A 19,166-nucleotide genomic window follows, 5' to 3' on the forward strand; every position below is an offset into this window, starting at 1 on the left:
GCAAGATCGGAGAGGGCGGCGATCCCGCCGCCTTCTCCATTCATTTCTGCCGGGGTCATTCACAGTGCCAGCCCATTTGTCCGCCCGTCTCTGTTCGCTTGCACTCTCGTTGTTTCTGATCGCGTTCGCGTTGCCGGCCTTCGCCGGGCCGTTCGAGGATGCGGTCGCCAAATTCGCCAATGATGATTTTTCCGACACGGAGGAGGCGATCGGCGTGGTCGCGGGCAGCGGCAACCCGTTGGCTTTCCCCATCATCAGCGCGCTCCAGGACGGCCGTCTCATGGCCGATCCAGACAGCAAGAAGGTTTACGTCACCGGCGCCGACGGCAAGTCGATCGACGCCGCGACGGGCGCGGCCGTCGCCAGCGTTCCCGACAGTGCGAGCGCGGTCCGCCTCAACAACCGCCTGCGCCGCAGCGTCGATGCCGCGCTCGGCGGCCTGACGCTTCAGTCGCCGGACGTCGGAACGCGGCTGCAGGCCGCGCAGTCCGTCTTCAAGTCGCATGAGGAGACCGCGCTCGAGGCGGTCGATGCGGCGCTTGCCAAGGAAACCAGCAGATCCGTCAAGACCGCGCTCGGCGAGGCCCGCGCCGCGATCCTGCTGTTCAAGTCCGACGCCACCGAGGTCGAGAAGCTCGAGGCCGTCGCCACCCTCAAGGCGCGCGGCGACCAGGACGCGCTGGCGCTGCTGACCGGCATGGGCGACCAGCCGGCGTCTGTAACCAAGGCCGCCGCGAGCGCGATCGGCTCGATCCAGAGCTCGCTGGCGGTCTGGTCCATGGTGCAGAACGCCTGGTACGGCCTCTCGCTCGGCTCGGTGCTGCTGCTCGCGGCGATCGGACTCGCCATCACTTTCGGCGTGATGGGCGTCATCAACATGGCGCATGGCGAGATGGTGATGATCGGGGCCTACACCACCTTCGTGGTGCAGGAGGTGATCCGCACTCGCTATCCCGGCCTGTTCGACTATTCGCTGCTGATCGCCGTGCCGCTCGCCTTCCTCGTCGCCGGCGCCATCGGCGTCTTGATCGAGCGCAGCATCATCCGCTTCCTCTATGGCCGGCCGCTGGAGACGCTGCTGGCAACCTGGGGCCTGTCGCTCGTGCTGCAGCAGGCGGTGCGAACCATGTTCGGTCCGACCAACCGCGAGGTCGGCAACCCCTCCTGGATGAGCGGCGCGTTCGAGCTCGGCCAGATCACCATCACCTATAACCGGCTCTGGATCCTCGTCTTCACGCTCGCCGTGTTCATGATCCTGCTCGCGATGCTGCGCTACACGGCGCTCGGCCTCGAGATGCGCGCGGTGACGCAGAACCGCCGCATGGCGGCCTCGATGGGCATTGCCACCTCGCGCGTCGATGCGCTGACCTTCGGCCTCGGCTCGGGCATCGCCGGCATCGCCGGCGTGGCGCTGTCGCAGATCGACAATGTCAGCCCCAATCTTGGCCAGAGCTACATCATCGACAGCTTCATGGTCGTGGTGTTCGGTGGCGTCGGCAATCTCTGGGGCACGCTGGTCGGCGCCTTCACGCTCGGCATCGCCAACAAGTTCCTGGAGCCGGTCGCCGGCGCCGTGCTCGGCAAGATCGCGATCCTGGTCCTCATCATCCTGTTCATTCAAAAGCGGCCGCGCGGCCTGTTCGCGCTCAAGGGCCGCGCGGTGGAAGCATGACCCCTCACATGCTGACGCGATCGCTGGACCGCAGCGCGACGATCTTCCTCGCCGTCGTCGCGGCCTGCGGCATCCTCATCCCGCTCTCCAACCTGCTGCTGCCCGCGGGCTCGTTCCTGCAAGTGCCGACCTATCTCGTCGCGCTCTGGGGCAAATATGTCTGCTACGCCATCCTGGCGCTCTCGATCGACCTGATCTGGGGCTATTGCGGCATCCTCTCGCTCGGGCACGGCGCCTTCTTCGCGCTCGGCGGCTACGCCATGGGCATGTACCTGATGCGGCAGATCGGCACCCGCGGCGTTTACGGCAATCCGGTCCTGCCCGATTTCATGGTGTTCCTGAACTGGGAGAAGCTGCCGTGGTACTGGTACGGCTTCGACATGTTCTGGTTCGCCGCGCTGATGGTGCTGGTCGTGCCCGGCCTGCTCGCCTTCTGCTTCGGCTGGCTCGCGTTCCGCTCCCGCGTCACCGGCGTGTACCTGTCGATCATCACGCAGGCGATGACCTATGCGCTGCTGCTTGCCTTCTTCCGCAACGACTTCGGCTTCGGCGGCAATAACGGCCTCACCGATTTCAAGGACATTCTGGGCTTCAACGTGCAGGCGGAGGGCACCCGTGCCGCGCTGTTCGCGCTGAGCTGCCTGGCGCTGATCGTAGGTTTCTTGATCTGCCGCGCCATCGTCTCGTCCAAGCTCGGCAAGGTGCTGATCGCGGTGCGCGACGCGGAATCGCGGACGCGCTTCCTGGGCTACCGTGTCGAATCCTACAAGCTGTTCGTGTTCACGGTCTCGGCCTGCATGGCCGGCGTCGCCGGCGCGCTCTACGTGCCGCAGGTCGGCATCATCAATCCGAGCGAGTTCGCGCCGGGCAACTCGATCGAGGCGGTGATCTGGGTCGCGGTCGGCGGCCGCGGCACGCTGGTCGGCGCCGCGCTGGGTGCTGTCGTCGTCAATTACGCAAAAACGTTCTTCACCTCCGGCATGCTCGCGCCGTACTGGCTGTTCATGCTGGGCGCGCTGTTCATCCTGGTGACGCTGCTGCTGCCGAAGGGCATCGTCGGCACCTTCAACGCCTGGTGGGACTCGTCGAAGGAAAAACGCACCGCCGCGGCCTCCGTGAGCGCGGCGGCCGAGGACGGCGTCACCGAACCCAAGATGGCGGAGTAGCGCGATGAACGTCATGGATACCCGCGCGACTTCCGCGATGCTCTATCTGGACGGGGTGCACGTCTCGTTCGACGGCTTCCACGCCATCAACAATCTGTCGCTGACGCTCGAGCCCGGCGAGATGCGCGCCATCATCGGCCCGAACGGCGCCGGCAAGACCACAATGATGGACATCATCACCGGCAAGACTAAGCCCGACGAGGGCACCGTGCTGTTCGACGGCGTCACCGACCTGACGCGGCTCGACGAGACCCGCATCGCCGAACTCGGTATCGGCCGGAAATTCCAGAAGCCGACCGTGTTCGAGAGTCAGACCGTGCAGGACAACCTGCTGCTCGCGCTCAATGTCGATCACAGCGTCAAGGCCACGCTGTTCTGGCGCGGCAGCAGGGCGGAAGCCGAGCGCATCGACAGGGTGCTGGAGACGATCCGTCTCACCGAGGCCCGCAACCGGCTCGCCGGCAGCCTCAGCCATGGCCAGAAGCAGTGGCTGGAGATCGGCATGCTACTGGCGCAGGATCCCAAGCTGCTCCTCGTCGACGAGCCTGTCGCCGGCATGACCGACGTCGAGACGCATCTCACCGCCGAGTTGCTGAAGGAGATCAACAAGACTCACACGGTCATGGTGGTCGAGCACGACATGACCTTCGTGCGCGAGCTCGGGGTCAAGGTCACGTGCCTGCACGAAGGCACCGTGCTCGCGGAAGGAACCATCGACCAGGTCTCGTCCAACGAGCGGGTCATCGAAGTCTATCTGGGACGCTGAGCATGCTTGAGGTCAAGGACATCAACCTGTTCTACGGCGCGGCGCAGGCACTGCGCGGCGTCTCGATCTCGGCCGAGCCGGGCAAGGTGACTTGCGTGCTCGGGCGCAACGGCGTCGGCAAGACGTCCCTCTTGCGCGCCATGGTCGGGCAGTATCCGATCTCCTCGGGTGCGATCGTGTTCGATGGCAGCGACATCACCGGCCTGAAGCCCTATGAGCGTGCGCGCAAGGGCATCGGTTTCGTGCCGCAGGGCCGCGAGATCTTTCCGCTGCTGACGGTCGAGGAAAACCTCAAGACCGGCTTCGGGCCGCTCAAGCGCGAGGACAGGCATATTCCGGACGACGTCTTCTCGCTGTTTCCGGTGCTGCAATCCATGCTCGGCCGGCGCGGCGGCGACCTCTCCGGCGGCCAGCAGCAGCAGCTCGCCATCGGCCGCGCCCTGGTGATGCGGCCGAAGCTGCTCCTGCTGGACGAGCCGACCGAGGGCATCCAGCCCTCGATCATCAAGGACATCGGCCGCGCCATCTCCTACCTGCGCAACCTCGGCAACATCGCCATCGTGCTGGTCGAACAATATCTCGACTTTGCCTGCGAACTCGGCGACAGTTTCGCGGTGATGGATCGCGGCGCGGTGAAGTTCACCTGTGATCGCGCCAACCTGGACCCCGGCGAGATCAGCCGCCAGATGGCGCTGTAGGCCAGGGGCCAGTAAGCCAAGTAATCCTGCCGCGGCCGGCTGGGGAGACGGATGCGCAGCGACGCTTTAGCGACAAATTCGGTGTTCGAGGCCAACCGCGCCCGTGGCGCTGTCAGGTTCGACGTGCACGCGCGTGACGGCGTGACGCGGCGCGGGGCCTTGCATGAATCCGGTTCGCTCCGCGTGCGCTTTCCCTCGCCCGAAGACGAGGGCCTCTCCGGCGTGTTCGTCAATACCGCCGGCGGCGTTGCTGGCGGTGATCGCTTCGACATCGAGATATCGGCGGCGGATAGCTCGCGGCTGACACTGACGACGGCGGCGGCTGAAAAGGTCTATCGCGCGCCGGGCTCGGCGGCGCAGCTCAACATCGCCCTGAAGGCCGGCGCGGGTGCGCGTCTTGCCTGGCTGCCTCAGGAGACGATCCTGTTCGATCGCGCCCGGGTTCAGCGCCGCTTCGACATCGCGCTCGACGAGAGCGCCTCGCTCCTGCTTTGCGAGATCGTCGTGTTCGGCCGCGCCGCCATGGGCGAGCGGATGGAGCAGGGCGAATTCGTCGACCGCTGGCGGATGCGCCGCGGCGGCAGGCTGGTCCTTGCTGAGACGGTCAGGCTCGGCGGCGATATCGGCGCAAAGCTCGCGCGATCAGCAGTTGCCAAGGGCGGCGCGGCGATCGGCACGGCCCTGATCGTGCCCGGCGATGAGGCGCTGGTCGAGCGCATCCGCGAGGCATCGGAGTCGTTCTCCGGCGAGGTCGGGATATCCGCCTGGAATGGCTTTGCAATGGCGCGGTTCTGTGCCCAAGATGCGGCGCGTTTGCGCGCCGACATGATGGCCGTGCTGGCGCGCACCGGCGTCGCCCTGCCGCGGCTCTGGCTGAATTGAGTGGTTGAATTGACGTGTTGAACGGAAGAGATGTCGCATGAATCTGTCTCCCCGCGAAAAGGACAAGCTTCTGATCTCGATGGCGGCGATCGTGGCGCGCCGCAGGCTGGACCGCGGCGTCAAGCTCAACCATCCCGAGGCGATCGCGATCATCTCCGATTTCATCCTCGAAGGCGCGCGCGACGGTCGTACCGTTGCCGAGCTGATGCAATCCGGCGCGCAGGTCCTGACCCGCGACCAGGTGATGCCGGGGATTCCCGAGATGATCCACGACATCCAGGTCGAGGCGACATTCCCTGACGGAACGAAGCTCGTCACCGTGCACGAGCCGATCCGTTGAAGCGCGAAACTGTATCAACATCGTCATGCCCGGGCTTGTCCCGGGCATCCACGACCATCAACCAAGCGGCCCCACGTGGATGGCCGGGACAAGCCCGGCCATGACGCAGCGGAGCAAGACGAGGTAGCACATGATCCCCGGCGAACTCTTCATCCAGGACGGCGAAATCGAGCTGAATGCCGGGCGCAAGACCGTGACGCTGACGGTTGCCAACACCGGCGACCGCCCGATCCAGGTCGGCTCGCACTACCATTTCTTCGAGACCAACCCCGCGCTGAAATTCGACCGCAAGAAGGCCCGCGGCATGCGCCTCGACATTGCCGCCGGCACCGCCGTCCGCTTCGAGCCCGGCCAGACCCGCGACGTCCAGCTCGTCGCCATGGCGGGAAAGAAGACGATCTACGGTTTCCGCGGCGAGGTCATGGGGAAGCTGTGACATCCGGAGGAACGAGCGCGGCGCGGCACGGTTGAGGCGAGTGCAGTGATCGACAGTGAGGTGAGCACGCCGGTCAGGCTCCCTCCCCCCTTGCGGGGGAGGGTTGGGGAGAGGGGTATGCCACACGACGAGGTCCCTCAGTTCCAAAGAATCCGCGCCAAACGACTGAGGCGCGAGATGACTCGCGCGGAGGCGTTGCTGTGGCGCCACCTGAAGGCGGATCGACTCGCGGGCTTGGCCTTTCGTCGCCAGACTCCCATGGGCAATTACATCGCCGATTTCGTCGCGCATTCCTGCAAGCTCATCGTTGAGCTCGACGGTGAAAGCCACGACTTCGGAGAACGTATCCAGCATGACGAACGGCGCGACCAATGGTTCGCATCCCGCGGCTATCGGGTCCTTCGCTTCACCAATGACGACGTGATGAAGCACCTAGAGGGCGTTGTTCTTTCCATCTTCGAAGCAGCGGAGCAAGCGGCACCCCTCTCCCTAACCCTCCCCCGCAAGGGGGGAGGGAACCTGTCCAGCGATGCGTCCCTGACTGACGACAGGAGTGGCGCATCTCCCGGAGTCGAGGAGGCCTGAAGCATGCTGTCCGCCATCCGCCTCGTCTCGGAAGCTGCCGAGCTCGCCGCGCGCCGCCACAACGGCATGGCGCGCAAGGGGCGCGGCAATGAGCCGTATATCAATCATCTCGCCGAGGTCGCGAACCTGCTTGCGACCGCGACTGACGGTGCCGATGCCGAACTGGTCGCGGCCGGCTGGCTGCACGACACGATCGAGGACACCGACACCACACGCGACGAGCTCGCGCGGAGATTTTCCGAACGTGTCGCCTCGCTCGTTGTCGAATGCACCGATGACATGAGCTTGCCGAAGGCCGAGCGGCGGCGGCTTCAGGTGCTGGACGCGCCGAAGAAATCCGCCGGGGCCAAGCTGATCAAGATCGCCGATAAAATCAGCAATACGGGCGCGCGCATTCAAACCGATCCGAGTGACGAGGAGCGCGAGGATCTCGCCGACTATATCGCGTGGGCCACGCAGGTCGTTGCGGGCTGCCGCGGCGGAAATGCGTGGCTGGACGAGAAGTTCGATGATGCCGTGAAAGCAGCGAGGGCGCTGTTGTGATCCACCAGATATTCAAACGCAAACGGGGCTTGTGATGTCCGTCAAAATGAAGCGTTCCGTCTATGCCGACATATTCGGCCCGACCACCGGCGACAGGGTGCGGCTGGCCGATACCGACCTCATCATCGAGGTCGAGAAGGATTTCACCACCTACGGCGAGGAGGTGAAGTTCGGCGGCGGCAAGGTCATCCGCGACGGCATGGGGCAGTCGCAAGTCACCAACAGGCAGGGTGCGGCCGACACGGTCATCACCAATGCGCTGATCGTCGATCACTGGGGCATCGTCAAGGCCGACGTCGCGATCAAGGAGGGCATGATCGCAGGCATCGGCAAGGCCGGTAATCCCGACATCCAGCCGGGCGTTACCATCATCATCGGCCCCGGGACCGATGTGATCGCGGGCGAAGGCAAGATTCTCACCGCCGGCGGCTTCGACAGCCACATCCATTTCATCTGTCCGCAGCAGATCGAGCACGCGCTGATGAGTGGCGTCACCTCGATGCTCGGCGGCGGCACCGGCCCGTCGCACGGTACCTTCGCCACCACCTGCACGCCGGGGCCGTGGCACATGGGGCGGATGATCCAGTCGTTCGACGCCTTCCCAGTCAATCTCGGCATCTCAGGCAAGGGCAACGCGTCGCGTCCCGCCGCGCTGGTCGAGATGATCAAGGCCGGCGCCTGTGCGCTGAAGCTGCACGAGGACTGGGGCACCACGCCGGCGGCGATCGACAATTGCCTGTCGGTTGCCGACGATCACGACATCCAGGTCATGATCCACACCGACACGCTGAACGAATCCGGCTTCGTCGAGGACACGGTCAAGGCCTTCAAGGGCCGCACCATTCATGCCTTCCACACCGAAGGCGCCGGCGGCGGTCACGCCCCTGACATCATCAAGATCGCCGGCCTGAAAAACGTGCTGCCGTCCTCGACCAACCCGACGCGGCCCTTCACCCGCAACACCATCGACGAGCATCTGGACATGCTGATGGTGTGCCACCACCTCGATCCCTCGATCGCGGAAGATCTGGCGTTCGCCGAAAGCCGCATCCGCAAGGAGACGATTGCGGCCGAAGACATCCTGCACGACCTCGGCGCGCTCTCGATGATGTCCTCGGACTCGCAGGCCATGGGCCGCCTCGGCGAGGTCATCATCCGCACCTGGCAGACAGCCGACAAGATGAAGAAGCAGCGCGGCTCGCTGCCGCAGGACAAGGGCAAGGACAACGACAATTTCCGCGTCAAGCGCTACATCGCCAAGTACACGATCAATCCCGCGATCGCGCACGGCGTGTCGAAGTTGATCGGCTCGGTCGAGAAGGGCAAGCTCGCCGATCTCGTGCTGTGGTCGCCGGCGTTCTTCGGCGTCAAGCCGGATTGCATCGTCAAGGGAGGCACGATCGTCGCCGCGCCCATGGGCGATCCCAACGCCTCGATCCCGACGCCGCAGCCGGTGCACTACCAGCCGATGTTCGGCGCCTTCGGCAAGGCGCGCACCGCGTCGTCCGTGGTATTCACCTCGAAGGCGGCGGTCACCGGCGGCCTCGCGCGAAAGCTCGGCATCGAGAAGAAGCTCTATGCGGTCCAGAATACCCGCGGCAAGATCTCGAAGAAGAGCATGATCCACAACGACGCCACGCCCAATATCGAGGTCGATCCGGAGACCTATGAAGTGCGCGCCGACGGCGAGTTGCTCACTTGTGCCCCTGCCGAGCTGTTGCCGATGGCGCAGCGATATTTCATGTACTGAAATAGCGCGCTTGCATGCCGCTGGAGCATGTTCGGGTGGTTTTTCGGTTTTGCGTTCGATCCCGCCTGGTCTAATGTCCCGCCCGGTATCCAACTTCGAGAAGAAAAGCCGGGAGGATTTCTCGTGATTTACGTCGTTGCCACCTTGACCATCAAGCCCGAAACGCGCGCCGAATTCATTGCAGCCGCCACCGCCTGCATCAAGGAGACCCGGAAGGAGCCCGGCAATATCGCCTATGATCTGCACGAGAGTGTCACCGATCCCAGCAAAATGGTGTTCGTCGAGCAGTGGGAGAATGCCGAGGCGCTGGTGCCGCATCGGGGCATGGAGCACATGAAGACGTTCGGCCGCGTCGCGGTGAAGTGCTTCACGGCGCCGCCGAAGATCGAAGTGATCACGCCCGAGAAGGTCGAAACGCGGTAGCGGGGTAAACGGATGATCCGGGCGACGCAGGTCAGGGGACAGCACCGCTTCACGGAAGCGCCAGTCGATACGGTCGTGCTCGATTTCGACGATCGGCACCGCCGCCGCATGGCGATGACCGGCACGCGGGGGCTCGAATTCCTGCTCGACCTGGAGCATGCGGTCGCTTTGCGCGGCGGCGACGCGCTGGTGCTGGAGGACGGCCGGCTGATCGAAGTCGTCGCGGCGCCCGAGCCGCTGCTGGAGATCCGCGGCCGCGATCCGCACCACCTCATCCGGGTCGGCTGGCATCTCGGCAATCGCCATCTGCCGACGCAGATCATGGCCAAGGCCCTGCGCATCCGCCGCGACCACGTCATCGAGGCCATGGTGAAGGGCCTCGGCGCGCGCGTGATCGAGATCGAGGCGCCGTTCGATCCCGAAGGCGGGGCCTATGCCGATGCCGGCCACGCGCATGGGCACGATGACCATGCGCATCACGACCACGGCCATCATCACCACGATCACGGTCACCACGATCATGATCATGCCGCGCATGATCATGCCGCGCATGATCATGGCCACGGTCACCACCATCACCACGATGAGCACTGCGACCACCCCGACCATCACCACGGCCACAAGCATGCTCATGACCACAAATGAGCCGGTCGGCGCCCGCGCCCTTGCCGAAGGCGAGGCGGCGGCGCTGTACCGGCTGATGACCTGGCTGTCGCCGGCGTTCCCGGTCGGCGGATTCTCTTATTCCAGCGGCCTCGAATGGGCCGTCGAGGCGGGCGACATCACCGACGCCGCCTCGCTCGCGGATTGGCTCGATGCGATGCTCGCCGAGGGCTCCGGCTTCTGTGACGCGACGTTTCTGGTCCATGCCTATCGCGCCGCGGAAGCGGGCGAGACCACCGCTTTGAACGAGATCGCCGAGCTCGCCGCCGCCTTCGTGCCGTCGCGCGAACGGCAGCTGGAGACGGCCTCGCAGGGCCGCGCCTTCATCGACATCGCCCGCGCCGCGTGGAATGCCGACGGACTGGATGCCGTGATTGCGGCATGCAGCACGCCACCGGTCTATCCGGTCGCCGTCGGTGTCGTCGCAGCTCAGCACGCCGTGCCGCTGGCGCCGACGTTGCACGCCTTTCTGCATGCGCTGGTCTCGAACTGGATCTCGGCGGCCAGCCGGCTCATTCCGCTCGGTCAGAGCGATAGCCAGCGCGTGCTGGCAAGGCTGGAAGCCGCAGTCGCTGCGACCGCCAATCGTGCGCTCAACGCGGCATTGGACGATCTCGGCAGCGCGACGTTCCGGGCCGATCTCGCCAGCCTGCGGCACGAGGCGCAATACACGCGGCTGTTTCGCTCGTGACCGGCGCGGCTTCAACCAATCGAGAGAGAGCGGATCACATGTCGAAATCTCACGGCCCCTTGCGCGTCGGTGTCGGCGGCCCGGTCGGGTCTGGCAAGACGGCGCTGATGGACCTGCTCTGCAAGACCATGCGCGAGCGCTATGACATTGCGGCGATTACCAACGACATCTACACCAAATGGGATGCAGAGTTCCTCGTGCGTTCGGGGTCGCTGACGCCGGATCGCATCGCCGGCGTCGAGACCGGCGGTTGCCCGCACACCGCGATCCGCGAGGACGCCTCGATGAATCTCGCCGCGGTCGCGGACATGCGCGCCAAGTTTCCCGGACTTGATCTCGTGCTGATCGAGTCCGGCGGTGACAATCTCGCTGCTACTTTTTCACCGGAGCTGGCCGACCTCACGATTTACGTCATCGACGTCGCCGCCGGCGACAAGATCCCGTCCAAGGGCGGCCCCGGCATCACCCGGTCGGACCTCCTGGTCATCAACAAGATCGACCTCGCGCCCCATGTGGGCGCCTCCCTGGAGAAGATGGAGACGGACGCCAAGCGCATGCGCGGCGAGCGTCCTTTCGTCATGACCAACCTGAAGAAAAGCGAGGGGCTCGACCGAATCGTCGGCTTCATCGAAGCCAAAGGCGGCCTGAAACGGCCGGGCTGACCGGACGCGACCACTTGGCGCAGGCATTTCCTCGCCGTTAACATTTGGGCGGCGCCGTAACCGCGGAACAAATTTCGGACACGGCGATTAACTACCTCCGGCGCCCGGGGCGAATTCATCCCGGCCAGTCCATCGGCCGGGCGGATTAAGCTTTTCAGGCGACCCAAGTTGCGTACTGATGCCTCCTCCTCCATTATCTCCGCCACTGGGGTCTACCCTGTTTCGGCAGATGGCCGTTCGAGCGGCGTTCATATGCTCCGTGTTTATTGCCGACCTCCTGCTTTCGCCTGAGTAATCGCGTGGTCAGGCTCGGTTTCATCATCGGCTTCATCGCTCTGCTCGGGGCTTTGCTCTCCGGGCTTGCAGCCTATCGCGTCCATGACCAGGAACTGGCGCTGGATCGGATTGCGCTCGCGCGCGCGATCGACGTTCATGCGAGCCTGGTTCAGGACCGCCTCACCGAGCGGGAGCTGCTCGCGCGTGTCGCCTCAGGCCTGTTCCGCACGCCATCCGTGGTCAAACCGAACATGCTGGAGCCGCTGCGCTCGGCGATCTACGCCTTCAAGACCGATTTCGTGGTGGCCGGCTGGATCGCCCGGCTGAAGCCGAACGAGCTCGCGGCGGCGCAGGCCGCCATCGCCGGCGCAGGCTTCCCGAATCCGCAGATTCGGTCCTATGACGACAAGCCGATCAATCCGGCCGAGATCACGCAGCCGATCGACGTGCTGATGGACCTCGAGCCACGCAGCAACGAGACCAAGACGCTGCCCGGCCGCAGCTACGATCAGGATCCGGTTCGCAGTGCCATGCTGACGCGTGCGCGCGCCGAGAAGAGGTCGGTTGCCTCGGACCCGGTGCCGTTGATCAGCGGGAACGGCGCGATCGGCATCATCGTGGCCGCGCCCGTCATTCCCGAGGGAGCAACGGAGCCTGCCGGCTTCGTCACATTCTCCTACGAGCTCGCCACGCTGATGCTCACCAACGATGACATGTCGTTGTTCGCGGTCGCGCTTAAGGATCCGCGCAAGGAAGGCGGCGAGCTGATCGCCAACGATCAGGGCGTGGTCTCGACGCGCAGGGTTGCAGCGGACGGGCCGGCGCCGTCGGCGACGCGCACCGTGAGCTTCGGTGGGCGTGACTGGCAACTCAGCTATTACGCGAAAACCAACTCGGCGCGTCGTGCCGAGCAGACCGCCATCATCGTCGCGGCGATCGGCTTTGCGATCACGGCAATGGTGTGCGGCCTGTTCGGCTATGTCGCCTACAACAATCTGCGACTCAGCCGGGAGATACAGGTCAGGATCGGGTTCGAGCGCCGGCTGACCGCGGTCATCGACGAGCTCAACCACCGCGTCAAGAACATCCTGGCGGTGATCCAGTCGATCGTGACGCGCACCTTGCGCCACGGCTCGGACATCGACATCGCGCGCGAGCTGCTGATCGGGCGCATCCACGCCATGTCCAACGTGGTCTCGCTGCTCAGCGAGAGCCAGTGGCAGGGCGTCAAGCTGAAGGGCCTGTTCGAGGCGCGCGCCATCCCGCATGCGGACCGCATCGCCGTCACCGGTCCTGATATCGCGGTCAGCGCACGCGCGGCGCAGAGCCTGTCGCTGCTGTTCTTCGAGCTCGCCTCGCATTCCGACGAGGGCCTGTCGCTGGTTGGAAAGCATCCGCACATCACCGCCAACTGGACGGTGACGGGAGAGGACGGCAACGAGGTCTTCCATTTCCGCTGGGAGGAGTTCAACACCAGCGAGGCGACGCGTCGGCCGGATTCCGATTTCGGCCTGATCCTGCTCGACCGCGTCGCGCCCGAGGCGCTAGGGGGCACCGCCAAGCGCTTCTTCACCGACGTCTCCTACGTCTATGAATTGACCGCCCCGATGGAGACGGTGGTCGACATGACCGAGCGCGACCGCACGGACAAGCTCTCGGCGCCGGTCAGGCCTGTGCGCAGCTAACCCTTCGGCCGCAACACGAGATCGACGAGGCTGCGTGCGTAAGCCGGAGTGACCGGCGTGATGCCGAAGACGTAGCGATAGAACAGGCTGCCATAGATCGCATCGTAGAGATCCTCGGGAAGCCCCTCGGCTAGAATGCTGCCATCCTGCTGGCCCGCGGCGATCATCTCGACGAGCGCGTCGCGGCGGAATTGCAGGTAGCGCGCGTAGAACAGCTCCGCCGAGCCGGTCTTCGAGATGCATTCGGAGATAACGGCGAGCTGGACCTTGCCGAACTCGCCCTGGAGCGCTTCGGCATAGGCCGCGGCATGGCGGCGCGCGCGCGCCGCGGGGCTGCCGGAACTCGCCGGCGGCAGCGGCAGCATCTGCGCGGCGTGGTGGAGAAAGGCGTCGATCAAGAGCGCCTCGCGGGATGGCCACCATTTGTAGATCGTCATCTTGGAGACGCTGGAATGGCGCGCGACCGCGTCGATGGTGGTGGTGGCAAGGCCGGTGGAGGCCATCAGCGCATAGGCGCTCTCGAGAATGGCGTTGCTGGTCTCGATTGACCTCGGCCGGCCGCGCCGGGGCGCGCTGTCAGCCTCGTCACTCCCGCCTTTCGCCCCCGCCACGCCCGGTCTCCTCACACAGACTCCCGGCATAGCGCAGCCATGGCCTTCGGCCTAGCAGAATCGCACGATTTTGCGACTAGGCCTGCTGCCTCAGGGCGGCAGGCATGTCCTGCCGCTTCGACCAGGCGACGTAGTAGGCGACGGCGGTCATCGCGGCGAAGCCGACGAGGCTCACCACGATCTGCATCGCCACCAGATTGGGGCCGGTGATCAAGATGAGATGGCCGGCAAAGGACAGGAACACGCCGACGCAGAACACGGCGAGCCATTCCTCGCCGCATCGTATGACCGCCTGAAGCGGCTTCAATCGCAGGCCGGGGTGATCGGCTGGAACCAGATGGGTCGCAAGCAAGGCGAGCGCGAGGAAGTGAATCACGCGATAAGGCGCAAGATTCTCCTTGTCGGTCGGCGCGATGCTATCGAGGAGCAGGCCGGGCAGATAGGCGGACAGTTCCGGCGAATGGCGCAACAGGGTGACCGCCATCGCGAAAACGAGATAGCTCCCCGCGAGTAGCCGCAGCCAGGGAAGGTCGCGCAGCGCCCGTCCCGGTGCGCCGGTGACGGCGAACCAGCCGCCCAGCACCATCAGCATCTGCCAGCAGAGCGGATTGAAGGTCCACTCCTGGTCTGGAGAGACCCGAAAATTCCACTCGAACCAGCGTGCGGCAAGATACAGCGCGACCGATGCCGCAAGCGTCACGTTCGGCCGTCGCAACAGACCCCACAGCGCGAACGGAAAGAAGGCCATCAGAGGAATCATCAGCTGCAGAAGGTCAAGGTTCAGCGGCTCCTCCTGGAGCACGAGGCCGCCAATCAGGATCCGCAGCGGGTGCTCGAGAATCCCCGAGATGTTGTATTCGTGGATGATCTCCGGCGCCATCGATTGCGAGGCCACATAGGCGATGGCGTCGATATAGATCACGAACAGCACGACATAGGCGGCGTAGAGCCGCCAGACGCGGCGAAAGATTCGCGTCGCCGCGACCAAGTAGCCACGCTCCAGCGCCATCCTGCCGTGGATGATGGCGACGCCATAGCCCACCACGAACACGAACAAATCCGCCGCGCCGCTGAAGCCGAAATTGCGCAGCGTCAGCAGATTGACGACATTGTTCGGAACGTGGTCGACGAAGACCGACCAGTTGGCGATGCCGAGCGTCAAATACAGCCTGGCGTCGTGATGGAACGCGGCGAGGTTCGCCTTGACGGACGTTTTCATTGAGTAAAATAGCTTTTGGAATCAGGATGATGCTTTTACCGGCAACCTCCTGCCTATCCGAGTAGCGTTTGCGTGAGTGGGACCGATATGCACCGGCTGGTGCAAAATTGCGCGGCGCGGCTTCTATCGAATGCCGATAGATGCGATCGCAGGACTTACGACGAAATTTTCTGACCGGCTCCGACTGCTACTCGGCAGGTTCAGCCGACACCTCGTCGGGCACACCGGCGCGGCTTGCCAGGATGCCGAGGGCGACGCCGCCGATCGCCAGGATCGGCAACAGCCGCTTCATGCCGATGGCGCGAACGATCTGGAGTCCGGTGGCGAGGAGCATCGGATCCGCAAGCATGCTCTGCGCGGCCGACTTCGCGGCGCGCTCGGCCGCGATCCGGGCACGCTTCTGCACCTCGCGCTTGTAACCCCAGTAGGAGCCTGCTGCCGCCAGGGTCAGCAGGAAGAAGATGCCGGCGCCGGCCAGGCAGGCCTGCACCGGGCCATATGCCTCCAGGACCGAGATGAAGACGGCGGCACATAGGAAGCCTGTCGTCACCAACAGCGCAAAGGCCGCGCCTGCGGCAAGGGAGGTCAGCCGAATTGTCGTGCCGGTGGATGCACTGATCCCGTCGATGATGCGCTGAAACATGGCCTTGCTCCTCAAATCCCCCCACAAGCCGAAACGTCACAAGCCAACATCGGCGGCGCGGCAGCGCCGCCGTCTCAGCATCCGTTCCGCAATCTTACCGGCGCCAGGCGACGCCGATCAGGAAGCCGATGCCGAGCGCCAGTCCGACGGTCGCGAGCGGTCGCTGCGTGATCGCCTCTTCCAGCGTCTCCTCGATCGAGCCGTAGGCGTCTTGCGCAGCTTCCATCATCGCGCTGCCGCGCTCGGACATGTCGTCCATCGCGGAATCCACGTTTTCGCGCGCCTGGCGATAGCCGCGGCGAGCCTGCTTGCCGGTGGAGTTGGCGAAAGTATTGAGCGCGTCGGTGATCTGGTCGGTGAGGGCGGCGATATCGCTTTTCACGGCTGCTACATCCTTCTCGAGGCGTTCTCGGGTGGCTTTGTCGGTCCAGTCTTTCATCCCGGCTTCGGCATTGGGCGTGGACATCGGGAGCTCCAAACTGTTGACGGCTGAGATAGCCGGAGAACGTTTCGTCGTCGGGGAAGTTCCGTCAGGGAAACCAGTCAGGCCTGCGGCAGATGCGGCGCGTCCGTCGGCAGCAGATGCTCCTTGAGGATCAGGGCCATGATCAGAAGCGGCGATGACAGGAACGCGCCCATGGGACCCCACATCCAGGTCCAGAAGGCCAGCGCAAGCAGGACCGCAAGTGCATTCAGCGCCAGTCGCCGGCCGATTATGGTCGGCGTGATGAAGTGCCCCTCCAGGAAGGTGAGCCCGCCGAAGGCGAGCGCGGCCATGAGGCCGCCGCCGATGGTGGGAAAGGCGACCAGCCCTACCACGACCAGCACCACGAACATTGCGACCGGCCCGATGATCGGGATGAAATTGAGCGTTGCCGCCAGCGCGCCGAGCCCGGCCGGATTGGGCATGCCGGTGAGCGCGCAGATAAGGCCGGTGCCGATGCCGACGCCCACATTGATCAGGGTGACGGTCAGGAGGTAGTTGCCGAGATGAACCTCGATCTCGTTGAGAATGCGAAGGGTGCGCAGGCGGGCGTCGCGATCGCTGAATGTCATGATCATGGCTCGCCGCAGGTCGCGCCAGCTCGCGATGAACAGAATGAGGGTGACGAAGAACAGCAGGAATTCGGTAAAAGTCGGCGAGAGGAATTCCAGCGTGGGTTGCACCCACTCGACCTTGGGCATCTCAATGCTGGGGAAGCCCTCCGAGCCGCCGATCATGCCCTGCAGCTCTCGCCACAGCGCCAGCGGCCGGTTGAATACGTGCAGCTTGTCCTTCAATTGAGCGCCGAGCTCCGGCAGGCGCGTGCTCCACTCCATCACGGGTGAAGCGATCAGGGCGACGACAAAGGCGACCACTGTCGTCCCCGCGATCACGATCAGGACAGCACCGAGCCCCCGCGGCACCTTGTACCGCTCCAGGAAGTTCGCCGCCGGCGACAGCATGGTGCCGGTGACGAAGGCCATCACCACGGGCAGGAAGAATGCCCTTCCGACATAGAGAACGGTGACGACCGCAATCAGCAGCAGGCCCGCGAGCGCGAAAGCGACGAACTCGGTGCGGCGGATCACCGGCGGCAGCTCGCCACGGCTCTCGGGGAGCGGTTCGCCTTCGCTGTTTCCGGACATCAGGCGTTCGCTGGGAAGGACGCGCACGACATATCTCCCGCATGGAAGGCTAGCGATCCGCGCGCCCATTCCATAACGTTGCGGAGGAAGCGAGAGTTCCATCGCAGCTTCGTGAAGATGTGCTCGCTTGACTGTGACCAAGCTGCCGCAGCCTGGGATGGAACTCGAATCGGCACCGCTGCGTTGCTTGGACTAGCTGCGTCACCCTGATGCAGACATCCAACGGGGCAGCACATGACCAAGTTTTCTGTAGTTCGCCGCAGCTCCGCGCCGCGCGCTGTCGCCGCGCTCGCGCTCGCTACTGCCTTTCTCGCGGTAACCTGTGGTGGCGCGAGCGCGCAAACCTTCGGCTATGCTCCGATGCAGCCGCAGGCCTATCCGCCGGACCAGGATTATTCCCAGGGTTACTCTCAAGGCGACCTCAACGAGGCGCCGCAGGCCGCCGACGAGGACGCCCGGTTGCCCGACCGCCTGCGCAAGCAGATCGTCAGCTTCGACAGGGGCGAGCCGGCCGGTACCATCGTCATCGACACCAACAACACCTATCTCTACTACGTGCTCGGGAATGGCCGCGCGATCCGCTACGGCGTCGGCGTCGGCCGCGAGGGCTTTACCTGGTCGGGCGTGCAGAGCGTGAGCCGCAAGGCGGAATGGCCGGACTGGCATCCGCCGACCGCGATGATCGCGCGCCAGCCCTATCTGCCGCGCTTCGTCGCCGGCGGCCCCGGCAATCCGCTCGGCGCGCGTGCGATGTATCTCGGCTCCAGCGAATACCGCATCCACGGCACCAACGATCCCTCCACCATCGGCAAGTTCGTCTCGTCCGGCTGCATCCGCATGACCAACGAGGACGTCATCGACCTGTTCAACCGGGTCAATGTCGGTGCCAAGGTCGTGGTGCTGCCGAAGAACGCGCCGTTGATGGCCAAAGGCGCAGATCCCGCGCGAAAGCGCCCGGCCGTGAGCACGCTGCCCACCGGCCGCCAGGCGCTGAACATCACGACGTCGGCCGTGAACTGAGAGTGAGTGAGGTCGTATGAGCAGGCGCCTGGTTGGCAAATTGGCTGGCGGTACGGCGATGTTGATCGCTGTCTCCGCCGGTCTGGTGTCGGCACCGTCGGCGCATGCGGAGGATTTTTTCTCGGCATTGTTCGGCGGCTTCCGGATGCGGCCGCCGCCGGAGATCCGGATGCCGTTTCCGAACGACGACGCGCCGCGCTACGACGCGCCGCGGCGGTCGTCCTATGGCGCCGGCACCGCCTATTGTGTGCGCGGCTGCGACGGCCGCTACTTCCCGGCGCAAGGCACCGATGCCGCGAGCAAGGCGCAGTCCTGCAAGAGCTTCTGCCCGGCCTCGGAAACTTCGCTGGTCTACGGCAGCAATATCGACGACGCCACGACGGAGAACGGGAAGTCCTATTCCGACCTGCCGAACGCGTTCCGCTATCGTAACGAGATCGTCGCGGGGTGCACCTGCAACGGCAAGGACCCGGCTGGGCTCGCCCAAGTCAAGGTCGAGGATGATCCCACCCTGCGCAAGGGCGACATCGTCGCCGGCGCCAACGGCCTCGTGGTCGCCAGCCGCAACGCCAACGACCGCCGCGGCGTCGCGATGAATTTTTCGCCGCTGCCGGACTCGGTGCGCGCCAAATTCCGCCAGGTCCCCGTGGTGGCGAAGGAGTAAGGTTGCCGCAACGAAGCAGGCTGTCGCCCCATCGGCAGTGGTCTCCGGACAAGCTCGCCGCGAGCGCATGCGGGTCCGCATCTGCAAGAACGAAATCGTGGGTGACTCGGCCGATCGTTGGGATTTCGCGAAAGGATTCAGC

22 protein-coding genes are annotated in these 19,166 nt (G+C 64.9%); 17 read left to right on the forward strand and 5 right to left on the reverse strand.

What is annotated here, in order from left to right; translation table 11 throughout:
- Positions 1 to 64: 64 nt before the first annotated feature.
- The 15 genes from urtB (at position 65) to H1B27_RS02625 (ending at position 13,238) form a co-directional block, all read left to right on the forward strand.
- The gene (urtB, locus tag H1B27_RS02555; RefSeq protein ID WP_197964883.1) at positions 65 to 1,672 is read left to right on the forward strand and encodes an urea ABC transporter permease subunit UrtB; all 1,608 of its coding nucleotides are present in this window, start codon (positions 65 to 67) and stop codon (positions 1,670 to 1,672) included.
- Positions 1,669 to 2,838, forward strand: coding sequence for an urea ABC transporter permease subunit UrtC (urtC, locus tag H1B27_RS02560; RefSeq protein WP_061880975.1), 1,170 nt, complete (start codon positions 1,669 to 1,671; stop codon positions 2,836 to 2,838). The genes urtB and urtC overlap by 4 nt, the downstream gene beginning before the upstream one ends.
- A 4-nt stretch (positions 2,839 to 2,842) precedes the next feature.
- A complete protein-coding gene (urtD, locus tag H1B27_RS02565; protein ID WP_197964884.1) occupies positions 2,843 to 3,604 on the forward strand; it encodes an urea ABC transporter ATP-binding protein UrtD in 762 nt (253 codons plus the stop codon).
- 2 nt (positions 3,605 to 3,606) lie between these two features.
- Positions 3,607 to 4,302 carry an urea ABC transporter ATP-binding subunit UrtE gene (gene urtE / locus H1B27_RS02570; protein ID WP_028177269.1) on the forward strand — a complete coding sequence of 232 codons (696 nt, stop codon included), beginning with the start codon at positions 3,607 to 3,609 and terminating at the stop codon, positions 4,300 to 4,302.
- Between the two features lie 51 nt (positions 4,303 to 4,353).
- Positions 4,354 to 5,184, forward strand: coding sequence for an urease accessory protein UreD (locus H1B27_RS02575; protein WP_197964885.1), 831 nt, complete (start codon positions 4,354 to 4,356; stop codon positions 5,182 to 5,184).
- A gap of 37 nt (positions 5,185 to 5,221) precedes the next feature.
- Positions 5,222 to 5,524, forward strand: a complete 303-nt coding sequence (locus tag H1B27_RS02580) for an urease subunit gamma (protein WP_007605424.1) — start codon at positions 5,222 to 5,224, stop codon at positions 5,522 to 5,524.
- 130 nt (positions 5,525 to 5,654) lie between these two features.
- Entirely contained in the window at positions 5,655 to 5,960 is a 306-nt protein-coding gene (locus H1B27_RS02585) for an urease subunit beta (protein ID WP_061880972.1), read from the forward strand.
- A gap of 117 nt (positions 5,961 to 6,077) precedes the next feature.
- Entirely contained in the window at positions 6,078 to 6,545 is a 468-nt protein-coding gene (locus H1B27_RS02590) for an endonuclease domain-containing protein (RefSeq protein ID WP_246515119.1), read from the forward strand.
- 3 nt (positions 6,546 to 6,548) lie between these two features.
- Entirely contained in the window at positions 6,549 to 7,088 is a 540-nt protein-coding gene (locus tag H1B27_RS02595) for an HD domain-containing protein (protein ID WP_197964887.1), read from the forward strand.
- 34 nt (positions 7,089 to 7,122) lie between these two features.
- On the forward strand, positions 7,123 to 8,838 hold the full coding sequence (ureC, locus tag H1B27_RS02600; protein ID WP_197964888.1) for an urease subunit alpha: 1,716 nt from the start codon (positions 7,123 to 7,125) through the stop codon (positions 8,836 to 8,838).
- A 123-nt stretch (positions 8,839 to 8,961) separates the two neighbouring features.
- On the forward strand, positions 8,962 to 9,261 hold the full coding sequence (locus H1B27_RS02605; RefSeq protein WP_027573733.1) for a putative quinol monooxygenase: 300 nt from the start codon (positions 8,962 to 8,964) through the stop codon (positions 9,259 to 9,261).
- A 12-nt stretch (positions 9,262 to 9,273) separates the two neighbouring features.
- A complete protein-coding gene (locus H1B27_RS02610; protein WP_197964889.1) occupies positions 9,274 to 9,906 on the forward strand; it encodes an urease accessory protein UreE in 633 nt (210 codons plus the stop codon).
- Positions 9,887 to 10,615 carry an urease accessory protein UreF gene (locus tag H1B27_RS02615; protein ID WP_197964946.1) on the forward strand — a complete coding sequence of 243 codons (729 nt, stop codon included), beginning with the start codon at positions 9,887 to 9,889 and terminating at the stop codon, positions 10,613 to 10,615. Before H1B27_RS02610 ends, H1B27_RS02615 begins: the two co-directional genes overlap by 20 nt.
- 38 nt (positions 10,616 to 10,653) lie before the next feature.
- Positions 10,654 to 11,277, forward strand: a complete 624-nt coding sequence (gene ureG, locus H1B27_RS02620) for an urease accessory protein UreG (protein ID WP_197964890.1) — start codon at positions 10,654 to 10,656, stop codon at positions 11,275 to 11,277.
- 299 nt (positions 11,278 to 11,576) lie between these two features.
- Positions 11,577 to 13,238, forward strand: coding sequence for a CHASE domain-containing protein (locus H1B27_RS02625; protein WP_197964891.1), 1,662 nt, complete (start codon positions 11,577 to 11,579; stop codon positions 13,236 to 13,238).
- On the opposite strand, the gene H1B27_RS02630 is transcribed toward H1B27_RS02625, so the two are convergent.
- The 5 genes from H1B27_RS02630 to H1B27_RS02650 form a co-directional block, all read right to left on the reverse strand.
- Positions 13,235 to 13,879 (reverse strand): TetR/AcrR family transcriptional regulator, encoded by a 645-nt coding sequence (locus H1B27_RS02630; RefSeq protein ID WP_197964892.1) that lies wholly within the window; start codon positions 13,877 to 13,879, stop codon positions 13,235 to 13,237. The genes H1B27_RS02625 and H1B27_RS02630 overlap by 4 nt on opposite strands.
- Positions 13,880 to 13,925: 46 nt before the next feature.
- The gene (locus H1B27_RS02635; RefSeq protein WP_197964893.1) at positions 13,926 to 15,068 is read right to left on the reverse strand and encodes an OpgC domain-containing protein; all 1,143 of its coding nucleotides are present in this window, start codon (positions 15,066 to 15,068) and stop codon (positions 13,926 to 13,928) included.
- A 187-nt stretch (positions 15,069 to 15,255) separates the two neighbouring features.
- Positions 15,256 to 15,711 carry a hypothetical protein gene (locus tag H1B27_RS02640; RefSeq protein ID WP_061880963.1) on the reverse strand — a complete coding sequence of 152 codons (456 nt, stop codon included), beginning with the start codon at positions 15,709 to 15,711 and terminating at the stop codon, positions 15,256 to 15,258.
- A 94-nt stretch (positions 15,712 to 15,805) separates the two neighbouring features.
- The gene (locus H1B27_RS02645; RefSeq protein ID WP_131871948.1) at positions 15,806 to 16,177 is read right to left on the reverse strand and encodes an ElaB/YgaM/YqjD family protein; all 372 of its coding nucleotides are present in this window, start codon (positions 16,175 to 16,177) and stop codon (positions 15,806 to 15,808) included.
- 77 nt (positions 16,178 to 16,254) lie between these two features.
- Positions 16,255 to 17,367, reverse strand: coding sequence for an AI-2E family transporter (locus tag H1B27_RS02650; protein ID WP_061880961.1), 1,113 nt, complete (start codon positions 17,365 to 17,367; stop codon positions 16,255 to 16,257).
- Between the two features lie 207 nt (positions 17,368 to 17,574).
- Here H1B27_RS02650 and H1B27_RS02655 point away from each other — a divergent pair, with 207 nt between their 5' ends.
- Together H1B27_RS02655 and H1B27_RS02660 are read left to right on the forward strand one after the other, a co-directional pair.
- Positions 17,575 to 18,360: a L,D-transpeptidase gene (locus tag H1B27_RS02655; protein ID WP_197964894.1), complete on the forward strand. Its 786-nt coding sequence runs from the start codon at positions 17,575 to 17,577 to the stop codon at positions 18,358 to 18,360.
- A 16-nt stretch (positions 18,361 to 18,376) separates the two neighbouring features.
- Positions 18,377 to 19,024 carry a DUF2865 domain-containing protein gene (locus tag H1B27_RS02660; protein WP_197964895.1) on the forward strand — a complete coding sequence of 216 codons (648 nt, stop codon included), beginning with the start codon at positions 18,377 to 18,379 and terminating at the stop codon, positions 19,022 to 19,024.
- The last annotated feature ends 142 nt before the right edge of the window (positions 19,025 to 19,166 follow it).

Source organism: Bradyrhizobium diversitatis (assembly GCF_016031635.1).
Lineage (GTDB): Bacteria > Pseudomonadota > Alphaproteobacteria > Rhizobiales > Xanthobacteraceae > Bradyrhizobium > Bradyrhizobium diversitatis.